We start from the raw sequence: 20,038 nt of genomic DNA, 5'->3' as shown, positions 1-20,038 counted from the left end.
GTGCTTCGATCATGTTGTTCTTACGCATGGTGGAGCGGGCCGGATCACAGAAACACCGAGTGATCTCTTTTCGATGTTCATGCGTAAAGTTAAAGAAGACGAAGCGAGGGAGTGAGGATGCCACTGGACAGCGGCGGGCCCGGCCCGCGCAGGATCGCCGTGATCGGTGCCGGGATATCCGGAATGGGTGCGGCGCATCTGCTTGCAGGCATGGAGCGTCGCCAGACGGTCGTGCTGTTCGAGGCGGAGGGCCGTCTCGGAGGTCATGCCCGCACCAGACTCGCCGGCAGGACCGGGACGCAGCCGGTCGATACCGGTTTCATCGTCTTCAACCACGCCACTTACCCCAGGCTCACCGAGCTCTTCGCGCGGCTCGGCGTCGAGACCGCAGCCTCCGACATGACCTTCGGCGCCTCGATCGATGGCGGCAGGATCGAATACGGGCTGCGCAACCTCTCCACCCTTTTCGCCCAGAAGCGCAATCTTGGTCGCCCGGCCTTCCTGCGGATGGTGGCCGACCTTATCCGCTTCAACCGCCAGGCCGACGCGGCCGCCCGCGACCCGGAGACGAGCGTGGACGACCTACTTGGACGGCTGCGCATGGGCCCCTGGTTTCGCGATTACTACCTTGCGCCGATCACCGGAGCGATCTGGTCCACGCCGGTCGACCGTGCGCTGGATTTTCCCGCCCGCGCGATGATCGATTTCTTTCGCAACCACGCCCTGCTTCACCACGCCGGGCAGCACCAGTGGTACACGGTCAAGGGCGGCTCGGTGGAGTATGTCCGGCGGCTGACTGCGGAGATCGAGCGGCAGGGCGTCGAGATCCGGCGTGCCTGTCCGGTCGAAACGGTGCGCCGCGGGAACGACGGGGTCGAGATTCGGGCCGGCGGCGCCTGGGAACGGTTCGACGATGTCATCTTTGCGACCCATGCCGACGATACTCTGCGCCTCCTCGGTGACGCGTCGCCGAAGGAGAGCGCGGAGCTCGGAGCGATCCGGTATCAGCCCAACGAGGTGGTGTTGCATTCCGACGCATCGGTGATGCCGCGCCGGAAGTCCTGCTGGTCGGCCTGGAATTACGCCGAAGAGACCGGCGCGCGCTCCGAGCGGATCAGCCTCACCTACTGGATGAATGCGCTCCAGCCGATCCCGGCCGACGACCCGCTTTTCGTGACACTGAACCCGACCCGCGCGATCGACCCGGCCCGTGTCTTCGACCGGACGGTGATGCGCCACCCGGTCTATGACCTCGACGCGTTCCGCGGCAAGGCGGCACTGGCGGCGCGGAATGGTGCGAGGCGGACGTGGTTCTGCGGCGCCTGGATGGGCAACGGGTTCCACGAGGACGGGCTGGCGAGTGCCCACAGCGTCGTCGAGGCGATGCAGGCGCGCGACACTGCCACGGACCCGGTGGCCTGATGCGGGAACTTGCAGGCAAGCGTTACTGGCTCATCGGGGCCAGCGAGGGGCTGGGCCGGGCGCTGGCGCAGCAGATGAGCGCGGCGGGCTGCGATCTGGTGCTGTCGGCGCGCAATGCCGAGGCGCTCGAAACCCTTTCGCGCGACCTGCCCGTGCCGGCCGTTCCGCTGCCGCTCGACATCCGCGACTCGGCAGCTTGCGCACGCGTCGGCGCCACGCTCGGACCGCTCGACGGAATGGTCTATCTCGCCGCCGTCTACTGGCCGATGGGCGTGGAGGAGTGGAACACCGAACATGCCGAGGCGATGCTCGACACCAATCTGACCGGCGCGGTCCGCGCATTCGGCGCGGTGTTTCCGGGGATGCAGGCGCAGGGTCACGGCCATCTCGTCTTTGTCGGAAGCCTCGCGGGCTATCGCGGCCTGCCGCGCGCGCTCGGCTATGGTGCGTCGAAGGCCGGGGTGATGTCGCTGGCCGAAACGCTGCGCTGCGAGCTCCGCGGCAGCGGCATCGATGTGCAGATGGCCGCGCCGGGTTTCATCCGCAGCCGGCTCACAGAGAAGAACGATTTCCCGATGCCGCAGATCATGGAGCCCGAGGCGGCCGCGGCACGCCTGCTGCGCCACATGCGGGGCAAGCGCTTTGCTTGCGCCTTTCCGCGACCCTTCTCCCTGGCGCTCCGGGCGGCGCAGTTCCTTCCCGAAAGCCTCTACTATCGTCTTTTTTGAGCCGGTTCGACGACGCTTCGGGAAATCGGTGCGTCCCGAAACGCCGCCGGGGGTGTCTTTTCGTCCGGTCCGGGTCCGGCCATGCACTGCACCTCTTGCAGTTGCGCGCGTAGCGGGAGACAAAGGTATCAAAGACCAACAAACTAGAAGAACCACGAAAGGGAAGGGGCAATGCTCGAAATCAGCACCGGCAAAGTGGTGAGAGTGATCGCCCTTGCGCGCGAGCTCGGCCCCGACAGCACGCATCTGCGGGATTACATCTCGGGCCTCAATGTCGACGAACAGGTGAGCCTCGTGGCGCTCTGCTGGATCGGCCGCGACAGTTTCTCCGCCGACGAGCTCGAAGACGCGCTCGACACCGCCCGCCGCGAGCGCTCCGCTCCCACCGAGGATTACCTCTCCGGAATGCCGGAGCTGGCGAACTTCCTCGAGGACGGGATGGACGCGCTCGGCATGAATGTTGCGCATGAGGAAGACCACCTGCGCGATCGCGGCTGAGGCGAAGGCGGGTCCGTCCGGCGGTCCCAATTCCTGCGGGAATTTCCGATAGCCTCTCCGGCCGCCGGACTCAGGCGAGATGGTCGACCACCGCCATGTATTGCGCCTGGACATCGGTCGCCGCGAGCCAGCGTTCGACCAGACGCGGATCATTCGGCGCGGCGCTGACGCCCGGCGCGATCTCGCGGGCTTCGGCCGATTGCACCGCCAGTGCGACGGTCTGCGATACCAGCCGCGCCATTGCCGAGCCACGGGTATCGCCGATTGCATCGAGCGCGTAGGTCTTGTGATAGGACGGCACGCCGTCCTGGCTGACCTTGAGACTGACGCAGAGAACGACGCGGTCCGGTTCGTCGGGCGCATAGGCGTTTTCCGCCCAGAGCCGGTCCGAAAGCGCCTTCAACCGCGCTTCGCTCTCCTCGGTGCCGTCGAGCGCCTCGATCTCGGCAAAGACGTCCGTCCAGGCGTCCGTCCAGCCGCCGAGCCGAAGCGTGCCGCGCACGAACTGGCGGATATTCCAGCCCTCCTCGAAACCGTATGTCTCGATAAAGGGCAGCGAGTCGCGGTTGGGATAGACCTCGAAGCTTTCCGGTTGCGGCAGCGGCGCGTCATAGCGCGTGACCGCGTCCCAGGGCCGCGCGATGTCGAGCACCGAGTAGTCGCGGATCGAGCGCGACGGCGACATGAGAGCCCGCAGTACGCCGAGCGGTGACCAGGAGAACTTGTAGCGGAAGGCATTGGGCGTGCTCGGAACGCCGCCGCAGTAGGAGAGGAACTCGTATTCCGCGCCCGGCCGGTCATGGCCACCGCGTCGCATGTCGGCCATCAGCCAATGCGCCATCAGGTGGTCGATCCCCGGGTCGAGCCCGACCTCGTTGACGAGGCAAACACCCGCCGCCTTCGCCGACGCGTCGAGCGCTTGCATCTCGGGAGAGATATAGGAGGAGGAGACAAAATGCGCGCGCTCGGCAACGCAGAGTTCGGCCAGCGGCACATGCCAGTTTCCAGGCAGCATTGAGACCACCACATCGCCGGGGCTCACCGCCTCGCGCAGCGTGGACAGGTCGAAGGGCTCGATCCAGTCGGTCAGATCGCCCACCGCCTCGAAGGCGCGCGCCGGTGTCCGGTTCCAGACGCAGACCTCGTTGTTGAACTCGAGCAGCTTCCGCAGACCGGGAATGGCGCTGAGGCCGGTTCCGCACCAGTGAATCGTCATGCTCTCTCCTCAGATCTTCGCGACATGCCGGTCGAATTCCGCACGCGCACGCGCCCATAGACCCTCCTCCAACCTGTCGAGAGCGGCCAGCGAGGGCAAGAGTTGGGCCGCGAAATCCGCGGAGCTTTCGGCGGGCAGCATCGAGGGCAGGTTGTCGATGGCGGTGACGTCGAGAACCGGGTCCTCGTGGACCCTCAGCGCGGGCCTCTCCCAGTCCGTCACGCGGTCATAGACCTTCACCGGCGAGAAATCGCTGGTCGGGTCACAGGAGATGTCGCCGATGACGGAGAGCCGGCGCGGCGCGGTCGTCGCCTCCGCCGGAACAAAGACCGGTGTGCCGGGGCGGGCGAGGATGCAATTCAGAAAGAGCGCATGCTCGAGCACTTCCGGGAATGGACCGCCATGCGCGGTTTCCGCAAGGTCCCACAGCGTCCTGGCCACGCCCATCTCGGCGCAGAGGTCGGCCGCGCCGGTTCCGACCCGGCCCTTCGCGCCGATGATGAGCGCGTCCGGACGGCCGGGGCCGATGGCGTCGAGTTCGGCACCGAGATCCCGCAGGAGCGCCGTCTGGCCAGAACAGACTCCGACGGGACCGCAGATCCCGCCGCGCTGCTGTGCGGCCCAGCATTTGAGCGCGACGGCGGCGCCGGCATAGCCCGCCCAGTAGCCGAAGGCGGCAACGCGACGGCCCTCTTCGTCGACCAGATATTCGAGATCGTAGAGGATGCCGCCGCCGGCCTTGAACTGTTCGAGCAGCCGTCTGCCATCCGCCTGTCCCTTGTAGGCATGGCCGAACATGATGTGGCGATGGTGCAGCGGCCTGCCGTCGAGCGGCAGTTCCTTGAGGCCGAAGATGATGGCATCCTCGGGCGCTGTGCGCCAGCTTCCCGCCGCGGCGATATCGGCACCGGCCTCGGCATAGGGCGCGATCGGAAGCGCGCGGGCTGGGTTCTCCTCGACCGTTACATGCATACCGCCCGCAAGCAGCCGCGCCACGCCCTCGGCCAGGATGCCGACGCGTTGTTCGTTCGGTCTCTCCTCGGCGCGAACCCAAAGATGTGTCATCGCTCGCCTCGTCTCGTCTCCGGACCTGCCTAGCGCACCGCACAGATGGCTCCAACCCGAATGGCGCAGCTGCGCGTGCGACGAATACCGCACTTGCGAGCTTGGGACTTGCAAGGTGCAGGCAGAGGGTGCAGCAAAGTGGCCGACTTCAGCATGGCGGGACAGGAGAATCAGGAATGGCGAGCGAAATCCGAATTGCCACCGTCACGCTCAACCCCGCGACCGACGAAACCTGCCAGGTGCAGAATTTCCACGCAGGTCAGGTCAACCGGGTGACGGACGTGCAATGCGATGCCGGCGGGAAGGGCGTGTATGCCGCGGCCTTCCTGGCGCAATATGGACACCGGGTGGCTGCGACGGGCCTGCTCGGGCGGGTCAATCCGGCGCCGTTCGAGTCGCTCTTTTCCGATCTCGGGATCGAGGACCGCTTCGTCCGGGTGCCGGGGCGCACGCGGATGAACGTGAAGCTCGTCGACCGGATCCGGGAGCTCGTCACCGAAATCAACTATCCCGGGATCCGGGCGTCGGAGGAGAGCGTCGCAGAGGCGATGGCGCAGGTCGACAGGCTCGCCGACGAAGGCGTGCGCTGGTTCGTGCTGGCCGGCAGCCTTCCGCGGGGCGTCAGTCCCGATATCTACCGGCACCTGATCGAGGCGCTGAAGGCGAAGGACTGCAAGGTTGTCCTGGATACCAGCGGCGTTCCTTTCGACCGGGCGCTGCCGGCGGTTCCAACCGTGATCAAGCCCAATATTGCCGAGCTTCATGAGATCGTCGGTACGCCGCTCGACAGCCATGCCGAGATCGTGTCGGCCGCGCGCGGGCTTGCCGGCGGTGGGATCGAGCTTTCGGTCGTTTCGATGCGGGAGAAGGGTGCGCTCTTCATCACGCAGGATCGCGCCGTGCTGGCCGTGCCGCCGAAAGCGCGGATCGCCTCGACGGTGGGCGCGGGCGACGCGATGGTGGCGGGCGTCTCGCACGGGATCCTGTCTGGGATGGAACTGCCGGAGATCGCGCGGCTCTCGACCGCCTTTTCTCTGGGAGCCCTGGGCCAGCTTGGCCCCAACCTGCCGCCGAGCGAGGATATCGACGCCTTCGCGGAATTGGTCGAGGTCACCGAACTGTCCGGGGTCTGAACCCGCGGCCGGTCCGGTCCGATGCCATGGCTGTGCCGACCTGCGGGCCGCCGGGGCTCTCAACGTCCCGCGGTTCAGCTTGACTCCTCACGCATTGGCATACGACGCGAGCCCGAACGAAAAAAGGCCCCGACGCTTGGTCGGGGCCTTCTCGTTCCGAAAGGGCGTTGCCGCGCTTACTCGGCGGTTTCTTCCTTCTTCGCCGGCTCGCCGGTTTCCTGATCCACAACCTTCATCGACAGCTTCACCTTGCCGCGGTCGTCGAAGCCCAGAAGCTTGACCCAGACCTCCTGGCCTTCCTTGAGGACGTCGGAGGGGTGGTTCAGGCGGCGGTTCTCGATCTGCGAGACATGCACGAGGCCGTCGCGCTTGCCGAAGAAGTTCACGAAGGCGCCGAAATCGACGATCTTCACGACCTTGCCCTTGTAGATCTTGCCCTCTTCCGGCTCGGCCACGATCGAGTAGATCATGTCATAGGCCTTCTGGATGGCTTCGGCATTCGGCGAGGCGATCTTGATGATGCCGTCGTCGTTGATGTCCACCTTGGCGCCGGAAGTCTCGACGATCTCGCGGATCACCTTGCCGCCCGAGCCGATCACTTCCCGGATCTTGTCGGTCGGGACCTGCATGGTCTCGATGCGGGGCGCGTGGGCCGAGAACTCCTGACGGCCGGCGGAGAGCGCCTTGCCCATCTCGCCCAGGATGTGCATCCGGCCATCTTTCGCCTGCGCGAGCGCCTGCTTCATGATTTCCGGCGTGATGCCGGCGACCTTGATGTCCATCTGCAGCGAGGTGATGCCGTTCTCGGTGCCGGCAACCTTGAAGTCCATGTCGCCGAGGTGATCCTCGTCGCCCAGAATGTCGGTCAGCACCGCGTAGGATCCGTCCTCCTCGAGGATCAGGCCCATGGCGACGCCGGCGACGGCGGCCTTGAGCGGGACTCCCGCATCCATCATCGACAGCGAGCCGCCGCAGACGGAGGCCATCGAGGAGGAGCCGTTGGATTCGGTGATCTCCGACACGACGCGGATCGTGTACGGGAAATCCGTTGGCGCGGGCAGGACCGCCTGCAGGGCGCGCCAGGCGAGTTTGCCGTGGCCGATCTCGCGCCGGCCCGGGCCCATCACGCGGCCAACTTCGCCGACCGAGTAGGGCGGGAAGTTGTAGTGCAGCAGGAAGTTCGAGCGGAAATTGCCGTGCAGCGCGTCGATGATCTGCTCGTCCTCGCCGGTGCCGAGCGTGGTGACCACGAGGCCCTGCGTCTCGCCGCGGGTGAACAGGGCGGAGCCGTGGGTGCGGGGCAGGAAGCCCGCTTCGACGCTGATCGGGCGAACCTCGGTCGTCGAGCGGCCGTCGATCCGCTTCCCGGTCTTGACCACGTCGCCGCGCAGGATCGAGCTTTCGAGCTTCTTGAGCGCCGAGCCGAGATTGGCATCGGCGAGCTGCTCTTCGGTCAGCGCTTCGGTGATCTTGCTGCGGGCAGCGGCGATCGCGGAGGTGCGCTCCTGCTTGTCGGTGATCGCGAAGGCGGCGCGCATGTCCGCTTCGCCGAGCGACTTCACGGTCTCGAACAGCTCGGAATAATCCGGCGGCTGGTAGTCGAAGGGCTCCTTGGCCGCTGCTTCCGCGAGCTCGATGATCAAGTCGATCACCGGCTGGATCTGCTCATGGGCGAAGGTAACCGCGCCCAGCATCTCGTCTTCCGAAAGCTCGTAGGCCTCGGATTCGACCATCATCACGGCGTCCTTGGTGCCGGCGACGACGAGGTCGAGGCGCTGCTCCGGGTTCAGCCGAAGCTGGTCCATGTCGGCCACATCCGGGTTCAGCACATATTCGCCATCGACGAAGCCGACGCGCGCCGCGCCGATCGGGCCCATGAAGGGCACGCCGGAGATCGTCAGCGCCGCGGAGGCCGCGATCATGGCGACGATGTCGGGATCGTTGACGAGGTCATGGCTCAGGACGGTGCACATGACGAGCACTTCGTTCTTGAAGCCGGGGACGAAGAGCGGGCGGCAGGGGCGGTCGATCAGGCGCGCGGTCAGCGTCTCCTTCTCGGTCGGGCGGGCCTCACGCTTGAAGAAACCACCCGGCACCTTGCCGGCAGCATAGTATTTTTCCTGGTAATGCACCGTCAGCGGGAAGAAATCCTGTCCCGGCTTCGGTTCCTTGGCAAAGGTCACGTTGGCCATGACGGAGGTTTCGCCGAGCGTGGCGATGACCGATCCGTCAGCCTGACGGGCAACCTTGCCGGTTTCGAGCGTGAGGGTTTCGTCGCCCCACTGCATCGACTTTTTCACTTCTTTGAACATCTATCGTATCCTGTCTGGGAGCCCTCCCGGGCGTATCCCGGGTCTCCCGATTTGATGGCGGCCCCATTGCCGCCGACCCCTTCATCCTCAGTGCACGCGCCCCGGGGTCATAAGGGCGTCGCGTCTCAGATAGCGGGTCCCTAAACTATGTGGCCGAAATTGCAAACTGGAAAACCGCGCCCGTGAAGGCCGGTTCGACTGCCGGATCGACTGGTTTTGCCGCATGGAACCGCCTGCGGGCACCTGTCGGTCTCGCCTTGCGGTGCTGTCCGGCGGCTCCCGCAGCCTGGGCCGGTCGCGCTCCCGTCAGTCCGAACTCGGCACCGCCGCGCCGTGGCCGCTCTGAGTCTGCCCGGGCTTTCGCAGCATCATCACGATGGGAAGCTTCGCCAGCGTGAAGACCAGCATGAGAAGGAAGTCATCGACATAGGCGATCATCGACGCCTGTCGGGTGACCAGCCCGTCCACGAGGGCTGCCACTTTGGGCGAGCCGCTCAACAGCTCCGGCATCTGGAACCGCACCTGCGGTGCCGCCGCCGTCAGACGCGAGGCGAGTTCCTCATGCTTGACCGAGATCATGTGCGTGAAGGTGGCCGTCACAACCGAAATTCCGACACCCGATCCGACTTTCCGGACCAGGCTGAAGAAGCTGGTTGCGTCGGCACGAAACCGGGGGGCGATCGTGGCAAAGGTCAATGTGCTGAGCGGCACGAAGACGAACCCCAGGCCGAACCCCTGCAGGAGGCCGCTGACCATGACCGGACGGCTGTCCATGGACAGGTCGAATCCAGTCATAAGCCAGAGCGACCACGCCGTGACCCCGATCCCGAAGAGGATCAGCGCGCGCGGGTCGAAACGTCCGACGAGCCGCCCGACCAGGAGCATCGACAGCATCGTTCCCACGCCTCGAGGTGCCATGACCAGCCCGGAGGTCATCACCGGGTATCCCATCGACCTCTGGAGCAGCGGCGGAAGCAGGGCGAGGCCGGAGAACAGCGTCATCCCGACGACGAACATGAACACCAGGCCCATGACGAAGTTCCGGTCCTGAAAGATGCGCAGGTCCACAAAGGGGGTTGTCGAGGTCCAGCAATGGACCACGAACACCCAGAAACCGCTGATCGAGATGCCGAGATAGAGCCATGCCTCGACCGAGTTGAACCAGTCGATCGCCGTGCCGCGGTCGAGCAGGAGCTGCAATGCCCCGACGGCGAGCGCCAGCATGGCGAACCCGAACAGGTCGAAACGGCGCTCCCGGGTCTCGCTCTGCGGCAGGAAGGTCAGGATGCCGGCCAATGCCAGAAGGCCGACCGGCAGATTGATCAGGAAGACGAAGCGCCAGTTGAAGCTCTCGGTCAACCAGCCACCCAATGTCGGGCCAATGATCGGCCCGACCATGATTCCGGCACCATAGATCGCCATGGCCTGGCCGGTCTTCTCGCGGGGGTTGATGTCGAGGATCACCGTCTGGGCAAGCGGCATGAGCACCGCTCCGAAGACCCCCTGGGCGATCCGAAAGAGCACCATCTCCGGAAGGCTCGTTGCCGTTCCGCACAGAAGAGATGTCAGGGTGAAGCCGATGATCGCGCCGGCGAACACCGTGCGTCGGCCGAGACGGTCGGTCACCCATCCCGTGAGCGGCGTCGCGATTGCCACGGCGACGATGTAGGAGGTCAGGACCCATGTGATCTCGTCCTGTGAGGCGCCGAGGCTGGCGGTCATGTGTGGCAGGGCGACGTTTGCGATCGTCGTGTCCAGCACCTGCATCACGGTCGCTAGCATGACCGCGGCCGTGAGCCAGCCGGGGGCGCGGACCTCGACCGCCGGTTTCGACAGGACGGCAGGGGTGCTCAAAGCAGGTCGTCCAGCCGCGTGTGCCCGCCGTCGACCGAGACATGGGCGCTCATCCCGCTTCTCAGGGGGCCGTCGGCATCGGTCTCGACATGGATCCGCACCGGTACCCGCTGCACGACTTTCACCCAGTTGCCGGTGGCGTTCTGCGCCGGGATCAGCGACAGCTGGGAGCCGGTCGTCCCCCCGATGCTCTCGACCGTGCCGTGCAGGACGAGGTCGGGATAGGCGTCGATCGTCACCTTGGCCGCCTGACCGGCCTTCAGGCCGGCAAGCTGGGTCTCCTTGAGGTTCGCTTCGATCCAGGTCTCTCCGGTCTGCGCGACGCTGGCCACCATAGCTCCCGCCGAAACGTATCGGCCGACATTCAGGCCGTCGGTCTGGCTCAGCACGCCTGCCACGGGCGCGCGAACCGTCGTGTTGGCCAGGTCACGCGCGGCTGCCTCCCGTTGCGCCAAGGCCACCCGGACGGCGGGGACGTCGTCCGTCTCGATCTCCGGGTTTCCGCCGAGGGCAGCCGCTGCGGCGTTCACCCCCTCCTTCGCCAGGGCAACCTCGTTTCGGGCCATCTGCGCTGCGATCGTCGCCTCGTCGAGCGAGGTCGATGACGAGACACCCCTCCCAGCCAGGCTCTGCTGCCGCCGGAGTTCGCGGTCACGAACATCCGCGATTGCCTCGGCCGCGTCTTGGCGCGCCACCGCGGTGGCATAGGCGGTCCGCAGCTGACCGACCGATTGCCGGGCCGCGTCAAGCGCCGCGTCGGACTTTTCGAGCGCGATCCGATAGGGCTCGGGGTCGAGCCGAAACACCACGCTGCCCGCCTCTATGTGTTGGTTCTGGACCAGGTCCACTTCGATGATCCGGCCGGCGATGTCGGCCGAGACCGGTACCAGGGGCTGGTGAACATAGGCGTTGTCCGTCGCCACGTAGCGACCGCCGGCCAACCAGGCATAGCCGCCCCCGGCGGCCAGCATAAGCGGCACTGACAGCATCAGCAGCCGGCGACGCCACCGACGCGGCTTGCGCACCACCGGGGCGGTCTCTTCGGGAGCTTCCGGCACCACTTCGATACGATTTCGAGCGCCGCTCATCTGGCTTTTTTCCTTTGCCTTGTCGTCAAGGGTCTCGAGATTCGAGACCATTTGGGTCAGCGCCCGGATCATCGCGTCGCGGTCGGGGTCGGAGATCCCCTCGGCTGCTCTTTCATAGACCTTGGCGGCAATGCCGCGCATGCAATCCACTTTGCGCCGGCCTTCCGGCGTGATTTGGACGCGTTTTGCCCGACTGTCTGAAGGATCGACTTCTCTTGCGATGAGACCACCGGTCTCGAGTCGTTCGAGCACGTCGCTCACCGTCATGGGGCTGGCATCGACTCTGGCTCCGAGCGCCGTCTGGGTCTGCCCGTCATCCTGTGCGAGCACCGCAAGGACGCGCCATTGCAGAAGCGTCAGACCGTGCGGGCGCACGTTGTGTTCGAACTCGCGCTTCAGATTCTGCGCGGCATTGTGCAGAAGCAAACCGAGGCTTTGCAAATCGATGACGTCCCTTCGCACGGCGGTCAATACGGACCGATGTAATATGGGGCCGTATCAAAACACGCGGGCACGAGCCGAGGTCCATCAATGGGGGGCTTCGCGCGCGAGAGGCGACCTGCGGGGCGCTCGTCCGCATCTTCTGGCCGCCCGTGGTTGCGCGCGGAAAGGACAGTAGCGTCAGGCGGTCCCGAGTGTCTTCCCGCCGTCGGGCCGCTGCCGCGCGTAGGTCTGCGCCAGCGCGCGGGCCTGCCGGAAGGTCTCGGCCCAGTGCGCCGGTTGCGCTCTGGGTTCAATGACATCGCCTCCTGACGGCGGCTCGATTGTGCAGCCTGCGGTTTCGGCTGCGAGCAGCGCGGTGCCGATCGCGGTCAGTTCCCGTTCGTGCGACACGCGCAGTTCGCGGCCCAGACAATCCGCCAGGAACTGGCAGAACCACGGGTTGCGAGTCATGCCGCCATCGATCGAGATCTGCTGCGAGACCGGCGCAAGGCTCTCCATCGACGTCACAACCTCCGCGGTCCGAAAGGCAATGCCCTCGAGAACCGCCTGAACAAGGTCCATCGGATCGGCATCCAGCCCCAGGCCCATCCAGCTTCCCTTGGTGCGCCGGTCCCAGTGCGGGCAGGCAAGACCCGCGAGCGCGGGAACGAAGACGATGCCGCGGGATACGGCCGTCGGCCGGTCAAACCCGGCGATCTCCGTCCAGTCATCAAAGAGGCCGAGCTTCCGCGCCCAGTTCAGCGCCGCGGCCGCCGCGTGGACCCCACCCTCGAGCGCGTAGACCGGGGCTGCGCCGGCGCGTGCCCAGGCCACGGTCGGCACCGGACCCTGGCCGGAATCGGGGGCCTCCGGACCGGCCAGCGCCAGCACGAAGGCGCCGGTTCCGAAGGTGATCTTGGCATCGCCGGGGTGCTGGCACCCATGCCCGCGCAGCGCGGCCTGCTGATCGACGATGCTCGCCGTCAGGGGATGCCCGCAGCCGGTAATCTCGCCAAGCTCTCCGTGGGTTTCCGTAATATCGGGCAGGCAATCGACCGGCACGCCGAACAGCGCGCAGAGATCCGCGTCCCAGGTGCAAGTGGCCAGTTTCATCAGCGACGTGCGCGACGCGGTCGCGACATCGGTCTCGAACCGGCCGGTGAGCCGGTGACGGAAGAAAGCATCGGTCGTCCCGAGGCAGAGGTTGCCGGCTCCAGCGAGGCGTTGCGCCTCCGGCACGTTCTTTAGGATCCAACCGAGCTTGGACGCGGAGAAATACGCGTCCAGATGCAGGCCGGCGCGCGCCATCGTCAACGCTTCGGCGCCGTCACTGCGAAGGCGTTCGTTGTCCGCTGCGGTGCGTTCGTCTTGCCAGACGATCACCGGGCTGATCGCTTCGCCAGTCCGTCGGTTCCAGGCGAGGCAGCTTTCACCCTGGTTGTCGATCCCGACCGCCGCGAAATCGCGTCCGGCACTCTCGATGCAGTCGGAGACGTTTCGGAGCAACTCCTCGGGGTCGTGCTCGACCCATCCCGGGCGCGGGTAGATCTGGCGATGTTCGACGGACGCGAGGACACGCGCCTGACCGCTGTCGTCCAAGGCAACCGCGCGCGTGCTCGTCGTCCCCTGGTCGATGGCGAGAATGCGGGTCATGGCTCTTCCTCGAACACGACCTGAACCGGGTAGTTGCCGGCCGGCAGGGGAATGCGGATGCGGCGCTCGGGACGCACCGAGACCTTGTGGCCGAGGATCTCGCGCCCTTCCGCGCGCAGGCTGAGCCGCCCCCGCGCGGGCCGGTCAGCGCGCAGCTGCAGCTCGTTCAGTGCCGGCGGGCCGTCACTGCTCAGTCGTTGCGGCATGACGTATCGCAGTGGACCCTCCGCGAGCGTGACCGTCGCGCCGCGGTCCGCCGCCGGTGCAGCGAGGTCTCGGGCGATCGCTCGTGCGACGGCGCGGCCCTCCTCCCAGCAGCGCCCCGCCGTCTCGACGGGGCGAAGGATGTTCCCCGCCGCATAGAAGCCCGGCTCGGAGCTGCGCCCGCATGTATCGACGCTCGGCCCGCCGGTGTGGGTGTCGATCTCCAGCCCGCCAAGTCGTGCCAGCGTGGATTCCGGACGGAACCGCCCGGTCACCACCACCCCGTCCGTCTCGATCGTTACATCGCCGGTTGCCGTCGCCAGGACCACGGCCTCGACTCGTTCGCCGCCCCGGATCTCTGCGATGTCGGTCGCCAGGTAAAGCGGGATGCCCAGCACTTGAGGCAGAAGGCCGGACGGAGCACGGGCCACGATCCGTTCCGATGGTTCCACCATCGCCACCGGCCGAATGCTGGCATGCCGGCAGGTCAGGATCGCCGAAAAGGATACGAGCTCCGTGCCGAGGATCAGCGGCCGGCGGAAGGGCCGCGCCCCGGCGCCATAGACCAGCCCCTGAAGCGCGCCGGTGACCATGACCCCGCCGGGCTTCGAGCCGCCGATCAGCCGTTCGGCGCGGCTCGCTTCCCGCGCTCCGGTGGCGACGAGGACGGCGCGCGCGGCGATCTCCGCGACGCCCTCGTCCGACGTGACGGTCAGGCGCGGCCCGGGTCCGAGCGATGTCACCGTCGTGGCCGGCCGTATGTCGGCACCGGCCTCGCGGGCACGCGCAACGAGGGCGCGCGCGAACGCCGGCCCGAACATCGGGCGGTGGAACTCCCGGAAACCGAAGGGTGAATGGCCACACAGGCGAGGAACACCGCCAGCTTCGGAGTCGCGCTCCAGCACCAGCACGGACGCGACGCCAAGCCGCTTCAGTTCCGCTGCCGCCGACAGTCCGGCCGGACCACCGCCGATGATGGCGACATCGACCTCTGCCGGAAGCCTAGTCATGGTCGAGCCTTTCCGCCATCGGCGTGTCGAAGACATCGCGCGTCATCTTCGCCAGTCGCGCCGAGCAATGGAACCCCTGGCATCGCCCCATTGTCACCCGTGTCCGCCGTTTCAGCCCCGCCAGGCTGCGCGCGCCGAGCGGCCCCTCCAGGGCTGCCTCGATCTCGCGGCGCGTCACCAGCTCGCACTGGCAGACCACTCCGCCGTTGCCCGGACGCTGCCAGTCGCGTTCCCCGGCCTCGCTGATATTGGCGACATTCGGCCAGGCGATTTCGTCCGGCGCGTCGAAACCGAAGCCGGCAGCCTCGGTGAGGCCAAAGACATAAGAGGCCGTGCCGAGCGCAGATGTCAGCCCTGTCGACCGGATGCCGCCGATGGTGACGTAGTTCAGACCCTCATGGGAGCGGATGCAGTAATCCTTGAATTCGGTGGCGGGACGCAGGCCGGCATAGATCGCGGTGACCGTGTGCTCCTTCAGCGCCGGCAGGATCTCCTCGCCGCGGCGGCGCAGCGCGGCGAGCGCTTCGGGCACCAGCCGGGCGGTGCGCCGGTCGGTCTGGTCCTCCGCCGTTGGTCCGACGAGGAGGTTTCCAAAGGCGGTCGGGCAGACCACGACTCCCTTGGTGATCTTCGTCGGCACCGGCAGAAGGATGTGGGAGGCAAGCGCGGCGGCCGGCTTGTCGTAGACCACGAACTGTCCCTTGCGCGGTCGCGTCGTGAAATCGCGGGTCCCGATAAGGGCGAGATCGACCTCATCGGCGAAAAGCCCGGCCGCGTTGATCACCAGCCGCGCCCGGACGCTCTCCCCGGCCAGCCGAAGCTCCCATTCCTCGCCGTCGAAACGTCCGCCGAGGACCTCGCTGTTGCGCCGCAGTTCGGCGCCATGTGCGAGCGCCTGGCCGAGATAGGCCAGCGGCGCGGACCAGGGGTCGATGATGGATTCTCCCGGCACGCGGAAGCTGGCGCGGAGGGTCGGGGCGAGCCCGGGCTCGCGGCTCAGGGTCTCCTGTCGCGACAGCATTTGCACATCGTCGACGCCATTGGCCCGGGCCTGATCTATCAGCTCGGGAAGGGCGGCCTCCTGTTCGTCGGTCCAGGCGATGACCAGCGCACCGGTGCGCAGGAGCGGCAGGCCGAGCTTTTCCCGGATGTCCAGATACTCGCGATAGCCTTCCGCCACGCAGGCTGCCTCGACCGACCCCGGTGGCGCGTCGAAGCCGGTGTGCAGGATCGCACTGTTGCCCTTCGAAGCCCCGTCGAGGATGTCAGCGGCCTTTTCAAGCAGCAGCACCCTGGCGCCGGCGATCGCGTAGCGCCGTGCCGTTGCACAGCCTATGACGCCGGCGCCGATCACCGCAACGTCATAGCGCTGCCTCGTTCCCTGCGATTGCACCATCGGGTCTGCCCTTCATGCCGGCCGACGAACCCGCGAAGGCGCGGATCTTCCGAATCCATTGCAGAAATCGCCCGAACGGTCAATTTCTCGCGGAAGAATGGTAAATTCGGTCAGGTTTCACGCCTGATTTTTGTTGACACGGTCGCATCCGGCACAGTCTCCTTGCCGGAGAGACGGGGGACATGCGTGAAACCGAAAGACCGCCAGGCCAGAATTCTGGAGATCGTGGCCCGCCAGGGCGAGGTCTCGGTCGAGGCGCTGGCTGCCATGTTCGGGATGTCTCTGGAGACCGCCCGCCGCGACTTGCAGGCGCTTGCCAGCGTCGGGGCGCTCCAGAAGATCCGGGGCGGCGCGCGCAGGTTCAAGCTCCTGACCGAGGGCAGCCACCGGGAGCGCCTTGTCGAGGATGCCGGGGCGAAGGCCGAGATCGGCCGCAAGCTGGCGGAGATCGTCGAGGACGGCGACACGCTCTTCATGGATACAGGCACGACGACACTGGCCTGTGCCGACGCGCTGGCTATTCGCGGAGGACTCACGGTCATCACCAACTCGTTGGGGATTGCGCAGCGACTGGGCGAGCAGCCGGCCGGGCACAGGCTCTATCTTCTGGGCGGCGCCTATGGCGCAGACAATTCGCAGACCTTGGGGGCGTCGGTTATCGAACAGATCGAGCGTTTCCAAGCCGACCACGCGATCCTCACCGTCTCGGCGCTCGATGCCGAGGCCGGGGCGATGGATGCGGATTTCGACGAAGCACAGATTGCCCGATCGATGATCGAACAGGCGAGAAACGCTGTCGTTTTGGCGCATTCGAAGAAATTCGGGCACCGCGCGGCGTTCCGAGTCTGTCGACTTGCGAAAATCGATGTGCTTGTCTCGGAAATGCCGCCCGGCGGGCAGCTCGCCGACGCATTGAAGGCCGCGGGGGTGCGCGTGCATTGACCCGGCTCGGCGACACGACACTACGGAAGGACGGAGGGCGGATGCCAAAGGCGATCAGGATCTACATGCGCGCGATGGACCGGATTTCGAACTATGTGGGCATCCTCGCGATGTACCTGATCTTCCTGATGATCGCGGTACTGCTGCTCGACGCTGTGACCAGGAACCTGATCAACATACCGCTCCACTGGTGCGTGGAATTCGCCCAGTTCACGCTCGCGGCCTATTACTTCCTCGGCGGTCCGGTGACGTTGAAGGACGATGAACATGTCCGGATGGACCTGTTCTACGCCAGCTTCAGCCGCTTCGGAAAACATCGCATGGACCTCGCCACGCTGCCCTTCCTCCTGTTCTATCTGGTGGTCATGATGATCGGCTCATGGTCGTCGCTGAAATACGCCATCGAGACCGACGAACGGCGATTCTCGATGTGGAATCCAAGCGTCATCCCGATCAAGGCGCTGATGCTGGTCTGCATTGTCCTGATGATCCTCCAGACCGTCTCGCTGATCTTCAAGCATATCGAGGCATTGCGCACGAAGGCGTTTGCCGAATGAGCTACGAACTGATCGCGATCCTGATGTTCCTGTCGATGCTGCTGCTGCTGTCCACCGGACAGCGGGTGTTCGGGGCCATCGGCTTCGTCGCCTCGGCCGCGGCGCTGCTGCTCTACGGCACAGGCGGGGTGGAAATGCCGTTCAGCCAGGCGTTCAAGCTGTTCAACTGGTTCCCGATGCTCACTCTGCCTCTGTTCATCTACATGGGCTACGTGCTGTCGGAATCGGGCATCGCCGAAGATCTCTACCGGATGTTCCACGTCTTCTTCGGGCGGATGCCGGGCGGGCTCGCCATCGGGACGGTTTTGCTTATGGTCATCATCTCGGCGATGAACGGCCTTTCGGTGGCCGGCATGGCCATCGGCGCCACGATCGCCCTGCCGGAGATGCTGCGACGGGGCTACGACAAGGTGCTGATCTCGGGTGTGGTTCAAGGTGGCTCCTCGCTCGGCATCCTGATCCCTCCCTCGGTCGTTCTGGTGCTCTTCGGCATGATTGCCCGCGCCCCGGTCAGCCAGCTCTGGCTCGCGGGCGTGTTCCCCGGGCTGATCATGGCGACGATGTTCCTGCTCTACATCTGGCTCCGTTGCCGCCTGAACCCCGCGCTCGCTCCGGTCGTGGACGACGAGGAACTGAACATGCCGCTGCGCGACAAGCTGCGGCTCCTCAGCGCCGGGGTCATTCCGCTGCTGATCTTCTTCTTCATGACCGGGCTCTTCGTGATGGGCTACACGAGCCTCGTGGAAAGCTCGGCCGTGGGCGCCACCTCGGCGACGCTCGCCGCGCTCTACAAGCACCGCCTGAGCTGGAGCGTGTTCCATGAGACCGCCAAGAAGACGCTCGCTGTCTCCTGCATGTTCCTCTGGCTCATCCTCGCCGCGCTGGCCTTCGGCGCGATCTTCGACGGGATCGGCGCCAGCCGCGCCATCGAGAGCCTCTTCATCAGCCGCTGGGACGTGAACCCCTGGACGCTGATCATCCTGATGCAGCTCAGCTTCATCGTCATGGGGATGTTCCTTGACGACACCGCCATGCTGGTCATCGTCGCGCCGCTCTACATTCCACTGGTGAAATCGCTCGAACTGGGCATCGGCAACCAGATCGTCTGGTATGGCATCCTCTACACGATCACCTGCCAGATCGCGTATATCACGCCGCCTTTCGGCTATAACCTCTTCCTGATGCGCTCGCTCGCGCCAAAGGAGATCACGCTTGTCGACATTTACCGCTCGATCTGGCCCTTCGCCCTGATGATGGTGATTACCATCGCGCTCCTGATGATCTTTCCCCAGATCGCGCTCTGGCTGCCGCAACAGATCCGCCTGCGCGGATGACCCGATACCGGCCCGCCGAAGAGGCCGGACATGACCCCGAGACCAACAAGGAGAAATTGAAGATGTCCAAACTGATAAAGCCGGCCTCGCCCTCCGAGAAGATTCTCACCTCGCGGCGCAAGTTCCTCAAGACCGCGAGCATCGGTGGTGCCGCAGCCGCGGCGACCACGCTGTCGGCGCCCTATGTCAACGCACAGGCGCCGATCCGCTGGCGGCTGCAGACCTATTCCGGCGCCCCGCTCGGCGCGCACGTGATCAAACCGCAGATCGACGCCTTCAACGCCGCGGCGAATGGTGAAATGGAGATCGAGCTCTATTACGCGGACCAGCTCGTCCCCACCTCCGAGCTGTTCCGTGCGCTGCAAAATGGCACGCTCGACGCCGTGCAGTCGGACGAGGCGACGATGGCATCGCCGGTCGACATCTCGGTCTTCGGCGGCTACTTCCCCTTCGCGACCCGCTACTCGCTCGATGTGACGGCACTGTTCCGCTACTATGGGCTGCAGGAGATCTGGGAAGAGGCGTATAACGAGGTCGAGAACGTCACCTGGCTCAGTGCCGGTGCCTGGGATCCGCTGCACATCTTCACCGTGGACAAGCCGATCCGCTCGCTGGCGGACATGAACGGCCTGCGCGTCTTCGGCGTTCCGACCGCGGGCAGGTTCCTCTCGAAATACGGCTTGATCCCGGTGACGGTGCCGTGGGACGACGTGGAAGTCGCCATGCAGACCGGCGAACTGGACGGCGTGGCCTGGTGCGGCTTCACCGAAGCCTACGAGGTCGGCTGGGCCGATGTCTGCAACTATGCGCTCACCAACTCGGTGACCGGCGCCTGGTTCGGCTCCTATTTCGCCAACACCGAAAGCTGGGAGAAGGTGCCTCCGCATTTGCAGGAGCTTTACAGGATCACCATCGACCAGTCGCACTACTACCGGCTCGGCTGGTATTGGGGCGGCGAGGCCAAGCTGCGCGTCGAAGGCGAGAAGATGGAACTCACCTCGATCCCGCCGGAGGAATGGGCGACCGTGGTGAAGGACGCCGAGGGCTTCTGGGACGAGGTCGCCGCGTCTTCGGAGCGCGCCGGAAAGGTGGTCGACGCCTTCAAGCTCTATGCCGCCAACATGGAAAAGGCCGGCTACCCCTATCGCTGAGCTGTGTAGAAACACGGGCCGGGGCGCATCGTCATGCGCCCCGGCCAGCGTT

16 protein-coding genes are annotated in these 20,038 nt (G+C 65.9%); 8 read left to right on the top strand and 8 right to left on the bottom strand.

Annotated elements, in window-relative coordinates; genetic code table 11:
- The first annotated feature begins 117 nt into the window (after positions 1–117).
- From EU800_RS11935 to EU800_RS11925, 3 genes are all read left to right on the top strand, one after another.
- The gene (locus EU800_RS11935; protein WP_129632422.1) at positions 118–1,422 is read left to right on the top strand and encodes an NAD(P)/FAD-dependent oxidoreductase; all 1,305 of its coding nucleotides are present in this window, start codon (positions 118–120) and stop codon (positions 1,420–1,422) included.
- Positions 1,422–2,150 (top strand): SDR family oxidoreductase, encoded by a 729-nt coding sequence (locus EU800_RS11930; protein ID WP_129632419.1) that lies wholly within the window; start codon positions 1,422–1,424, stop codon positions 2,148–2,150. The genes EU800_RS11935 and EU800_RS11930 overlap by 1 nt, the downstream gene beginning before the upstream one ends.
- A 171-nt stretch (positions 2,151–2,321) precedes the next feature.
- Positions 2,322–2,648, top strand: a complete 327-nt coding sequence (locus tag EU800_RS11925) for a DUF3775 domain-containing protein (RefSeq protein ID WP_129632416.1) — start codon at positions 2,322–2,324, stop codon at positions 2,646–2,648.
- A 70-nt stretch (positions 2,649–2,718) separates the two neighbouring features.
- On the opposite strand, the gene EU800_RS11920 is transcribed toward EU800_RS11925, so the two are convergent.
- Positions 2,719–3,864, bottom strand: a complete 1,146-nt coding sequence (locus EU800_RS11920) for a saccharopine dehydrogenase C-terminal domain-containing protein (RefSeq protein ID WP_129632413.1) — start codon at positions 3,862–3,864, stop codon at positions 2,719–2,721.
- 9 nt (positions 3,865–3,873) lie between these two features.
- Positions 3,874–4,929 (bottom strand): saccharopine dehydrogenase, encoded by a 1,056-nt coding sequence (locus EU800_RS11915; protein WP_129632410.1) that lies wholly within the window; start codon positions 4,927–4,929, stop codon positions 3,874–3,876.
- Between the two features lie 176 nt (positions 4,930–5,105).
- Between EU800_RS11915 and pfkB the strand changes: the two genes are divergently transcribed.
- Complete coding sequence (gene pfkB / locus EU800_RS11910; protein ID WP_129632407.1) at positions 5,106–6,062, top strand: 1-phosphofructokinase; 957 nt, start codon at positions 5,106–5,108, stop codon at positions 6,060–6,062.
- Positions 6,063–6,238: 176 nt separating this feature from the next.
- On the opposite strand, the gene pnp is transcribed toward pfkB, so the two are convergent.
- The 6 genes from pnp to EU800_RS11880 form a co-directional block, all read right to left on the bottom strand.
- The gene (gene pnp, locus EU800_RS11905) at positions 6,239–8,374 is read right to left on the bottom strand and encodes a polyribonucleotide nucleotidyltransferase (RefSeq protein WP_129632404.1); all 2,136 of its coding nucleotides are present in this window, start codon (positions 8,372–8,374) and stop codon (positions 6,239–6,241) included.
- Positions 8,375–8,680: 306 nt separating this feature from the next.
- On the bottom strand, positions 8,681–10,228 hold the full coding sequence (locus EU800_RS11900; protein WP_256369766.1) for a DHA2 family efflux MFS transporter permease subunit: 1,548 nt from the start codon (positions 10,226–10,228) through the stop codon (positions 8,681–8,683).
- Positions 10,225–11,757 (bottom strand): HlyD family efflux transporter periplasmic adaptor subunit, encoded by a 1,533-nt coding sequence (locus EU800_RS11895; RefSeq protein WP_129632401.1) that lies wholly within the window; start codon positions 11,755–11,757, stop codon positions 10,225–10,227. The genes EU800_RS11900 and EU800_RS11895 overlap by 4 nt, the downstream gene beginning before the upstream one ends.
- Before the next feature lie 180 nt (positions 11,758–11,937).
- Positions 11,938–13,392, bottom strand: a complete 1,455-nt coding sequence (locus tag EU800_RS11890; RefSeq protein ID WP_129632398.1) for an FGGY family carbohydrate kinase — start codon at positions 13,390–13,392, stop codon at positions 11,938–11,940.
- Positions 13,389–14,606, bottom strand: coding sequence for an NAD(P)/FAD-dependent oxidoreductase (locus tag EU800_RS11885; RefSeq protein ID WP_129632395.1), 1,218 nt, complete (start codon positions 14,604–14,606; stop codon positions 13,389–13,391). The genes EU800_RS11890 and EU800_RS11885 overlap by 4 nt, the downstream gene beginning before the upstream one ends.
- Positions 14,599–16,002 carry an NAD(P)/FAD-dependent oxidoreductase gene (locus EU800_RS11880; protein ID WP_129632392.1) on the bottom strand — a complete coding sequence of 468 codons (1,404 nt, stop codon included), beginning with the start codon at positions 16,000–16,002 and terminating at the stop codon, positions 14,599–14,601. Before EU800_RS11880 ends, EU800_RS11885 begins: the two co-directional genes overlap by 8 nt.
- Positions 16,003–16,188: 186 nt before the next feature.
- Here EU800_RS11880 and EU800_RS11875 point away from each other — a divergent pair, with 186 nt between their 5' ends.
- The 4 genes from EU800_RS11875 to EU800_RS11860 all read left to right on the top strand — a co-directional run bounded on the left by EU800_RS11875 (position 16,189) and on the right by EU800_RS11860 (position 19,986).
- Positions 16,189–16,944: a DeoR/GlpR family DNA-binding transcription regulator gene (locus tag EU800_RS11875; RefSeq protein ID WP_129632389.1), complete on the top strand. Its 756-nt coding sequence runs from the start codon at positions 16,189–16,191 to the stop codon at positions 16,942–16,944.
- Between the two features lie 41 nt (positions 16,945–16,985).
- Positions 16,986–17,501 carry a TRAP transporter small permease subunit gene (locus tag EU800_RS11870; protein WP_129632386.1) on the top strand — a complete coding sequence of 172 codons (516 nt, stop codon included), beginning with the start codon at positions 16,986–16,988 and terminating at the stop codon, positions 17,499–17,501.
- The gene (locus EU800_RS11865) at positions 17,498–18,835 is read left to right on the top strand and encodes a TRAP transporter large permease subunit (protein WP_129632383.1); all 1,338 of its coding nucleotides are present in this window, start codon (positions 17,498–17,500) and stop codon (positions 18,833–18,835) included. Before EU800_RS11870 ends, EU800_RS11865 begins: the two co-directional genes overlap by 4 nt.
- A gap of 62 nt (positions 18,836–18,897) precedes the next feature.
- Complete coding sequence (locus EU800_RS11860) at positions 18,898–19,986, top strand: twin-arginine translocation signal domain-containing protein (RefSeq protein WP_129632380.1); 1,089 nt, start codon at positions 18,898–18,900, stop codon at positions 19,984–19,986.
- Positions 19,987–20,038: the final 52 nt, after the last annotated feature.

Source organism: Tropicimonas sp. IMCC6043, assembly GCF_004146235.1.
In the GTDB taxonomy this organism is placed as follows: domain Bacteria; phylum Pseudomonadota; class Alphaproteobacteria; order Rhodobacterales; family Rhodobacteraceae; genus Tropicimonas.
Note: the sequence above shows the minus strand (reverse complement) of the source record. Positions and strands in the feature narration are given on the sequence as shown.

Excerpts from the sequence above, each read along its gene's own strand:
- EU800_RS11915 (WP_129632410.1), bottom strand. The coding sequence starts at position 4,929 with ATGACACATCTTTGGGTTCGCGCCGAGGAGAGACCGAACGAACAACGC.
- EU800_RS11930 (WP_129632419.1), top strand. The coding sequence starts at position 1,422 with ATGCGGGAACTTGCAGGCAAGCGTTACTGGCTCATCGGGGCCAGCGAG.
- EU800_RS11885 (WP_129632395.1), bottom strand. The coding sequence starts at position 14,606 with ATGACTAGGCTTCCGGCAGAGGTCGATGTCGCCATCATCGGCGGTGGT.
- pfkB (WP_129632407.1), top strand. The coding sequence starts at position 5,106 with ATGGCGAGCGAAATCCGAATTGCCACCGTCACGCTCAACCCCGCGACC.
- EU800_RS11890 (WP_129632398.1), bottom strand. The coding sequence starts at position 13,392 with ATGACCCGCATTCTCGCCATCGACCAGGGGACGACGAGCACGCGCGCG.
- EU800_RS11925 (WP_129632416.1), top strand. The coding sequence starts at position 2,322 with ATGCTCGAAATCAGCACCGGCAAAGTGGTGAGAGTGATCGCCCTTGCG.
- EU800_RS11920 (WP_129632413.1), bottom strand. The coding sequence starts at position 3,864 with ATGACGATTCACTGGTGCGGAACCGGCCTCAGCGCCATTCCCGGTCTG.
- EU800_RS11860 (WP_129632380.1), top strand. The coding sequence starts at position 18,898 with ATGTCCAAACTGATAAAGCCGGCCTCGCCCTCCGAGAAGATTCTCACC.
- EU800_RS11935 (WP_129632422.1), top strand. The coding sequence starts at position 118 with ATGCCACTGGACAGCGGCGGGCCCGGCCCGCGCAGGATCGCCGTGATC.
- pnp (WP_129632404.1), bottom strand. The coding sequence starts at position 8,374 with ATGTTCAAAGAAGTGAAAAAGTCGATGCAGTGGGGCGACGAAACCCTC.
- EU800_RS11880 (WP_129632392.1), bottom strand. The coding sequence starts at position 16,002 with ATGGTGCAATCGCAGGGAACGAGGCAGCGCTATGACGTTGCGGTGATC.
- EU800_RS11865 (WP_129632383.1), top strand. The coding sequence starts at position 17,498 with ATGAGCTACGAACTGATCGCGATCCTGATGTTCCTGTCGATGCTGCTG.
- EU800_RS11870 (WP_129632386.1), top strand. The coding sequence starts at position 16,986 with ATGCCAAAGGCGATCAGGATCTACATGCGCGCGATGGACCGGATTTCG.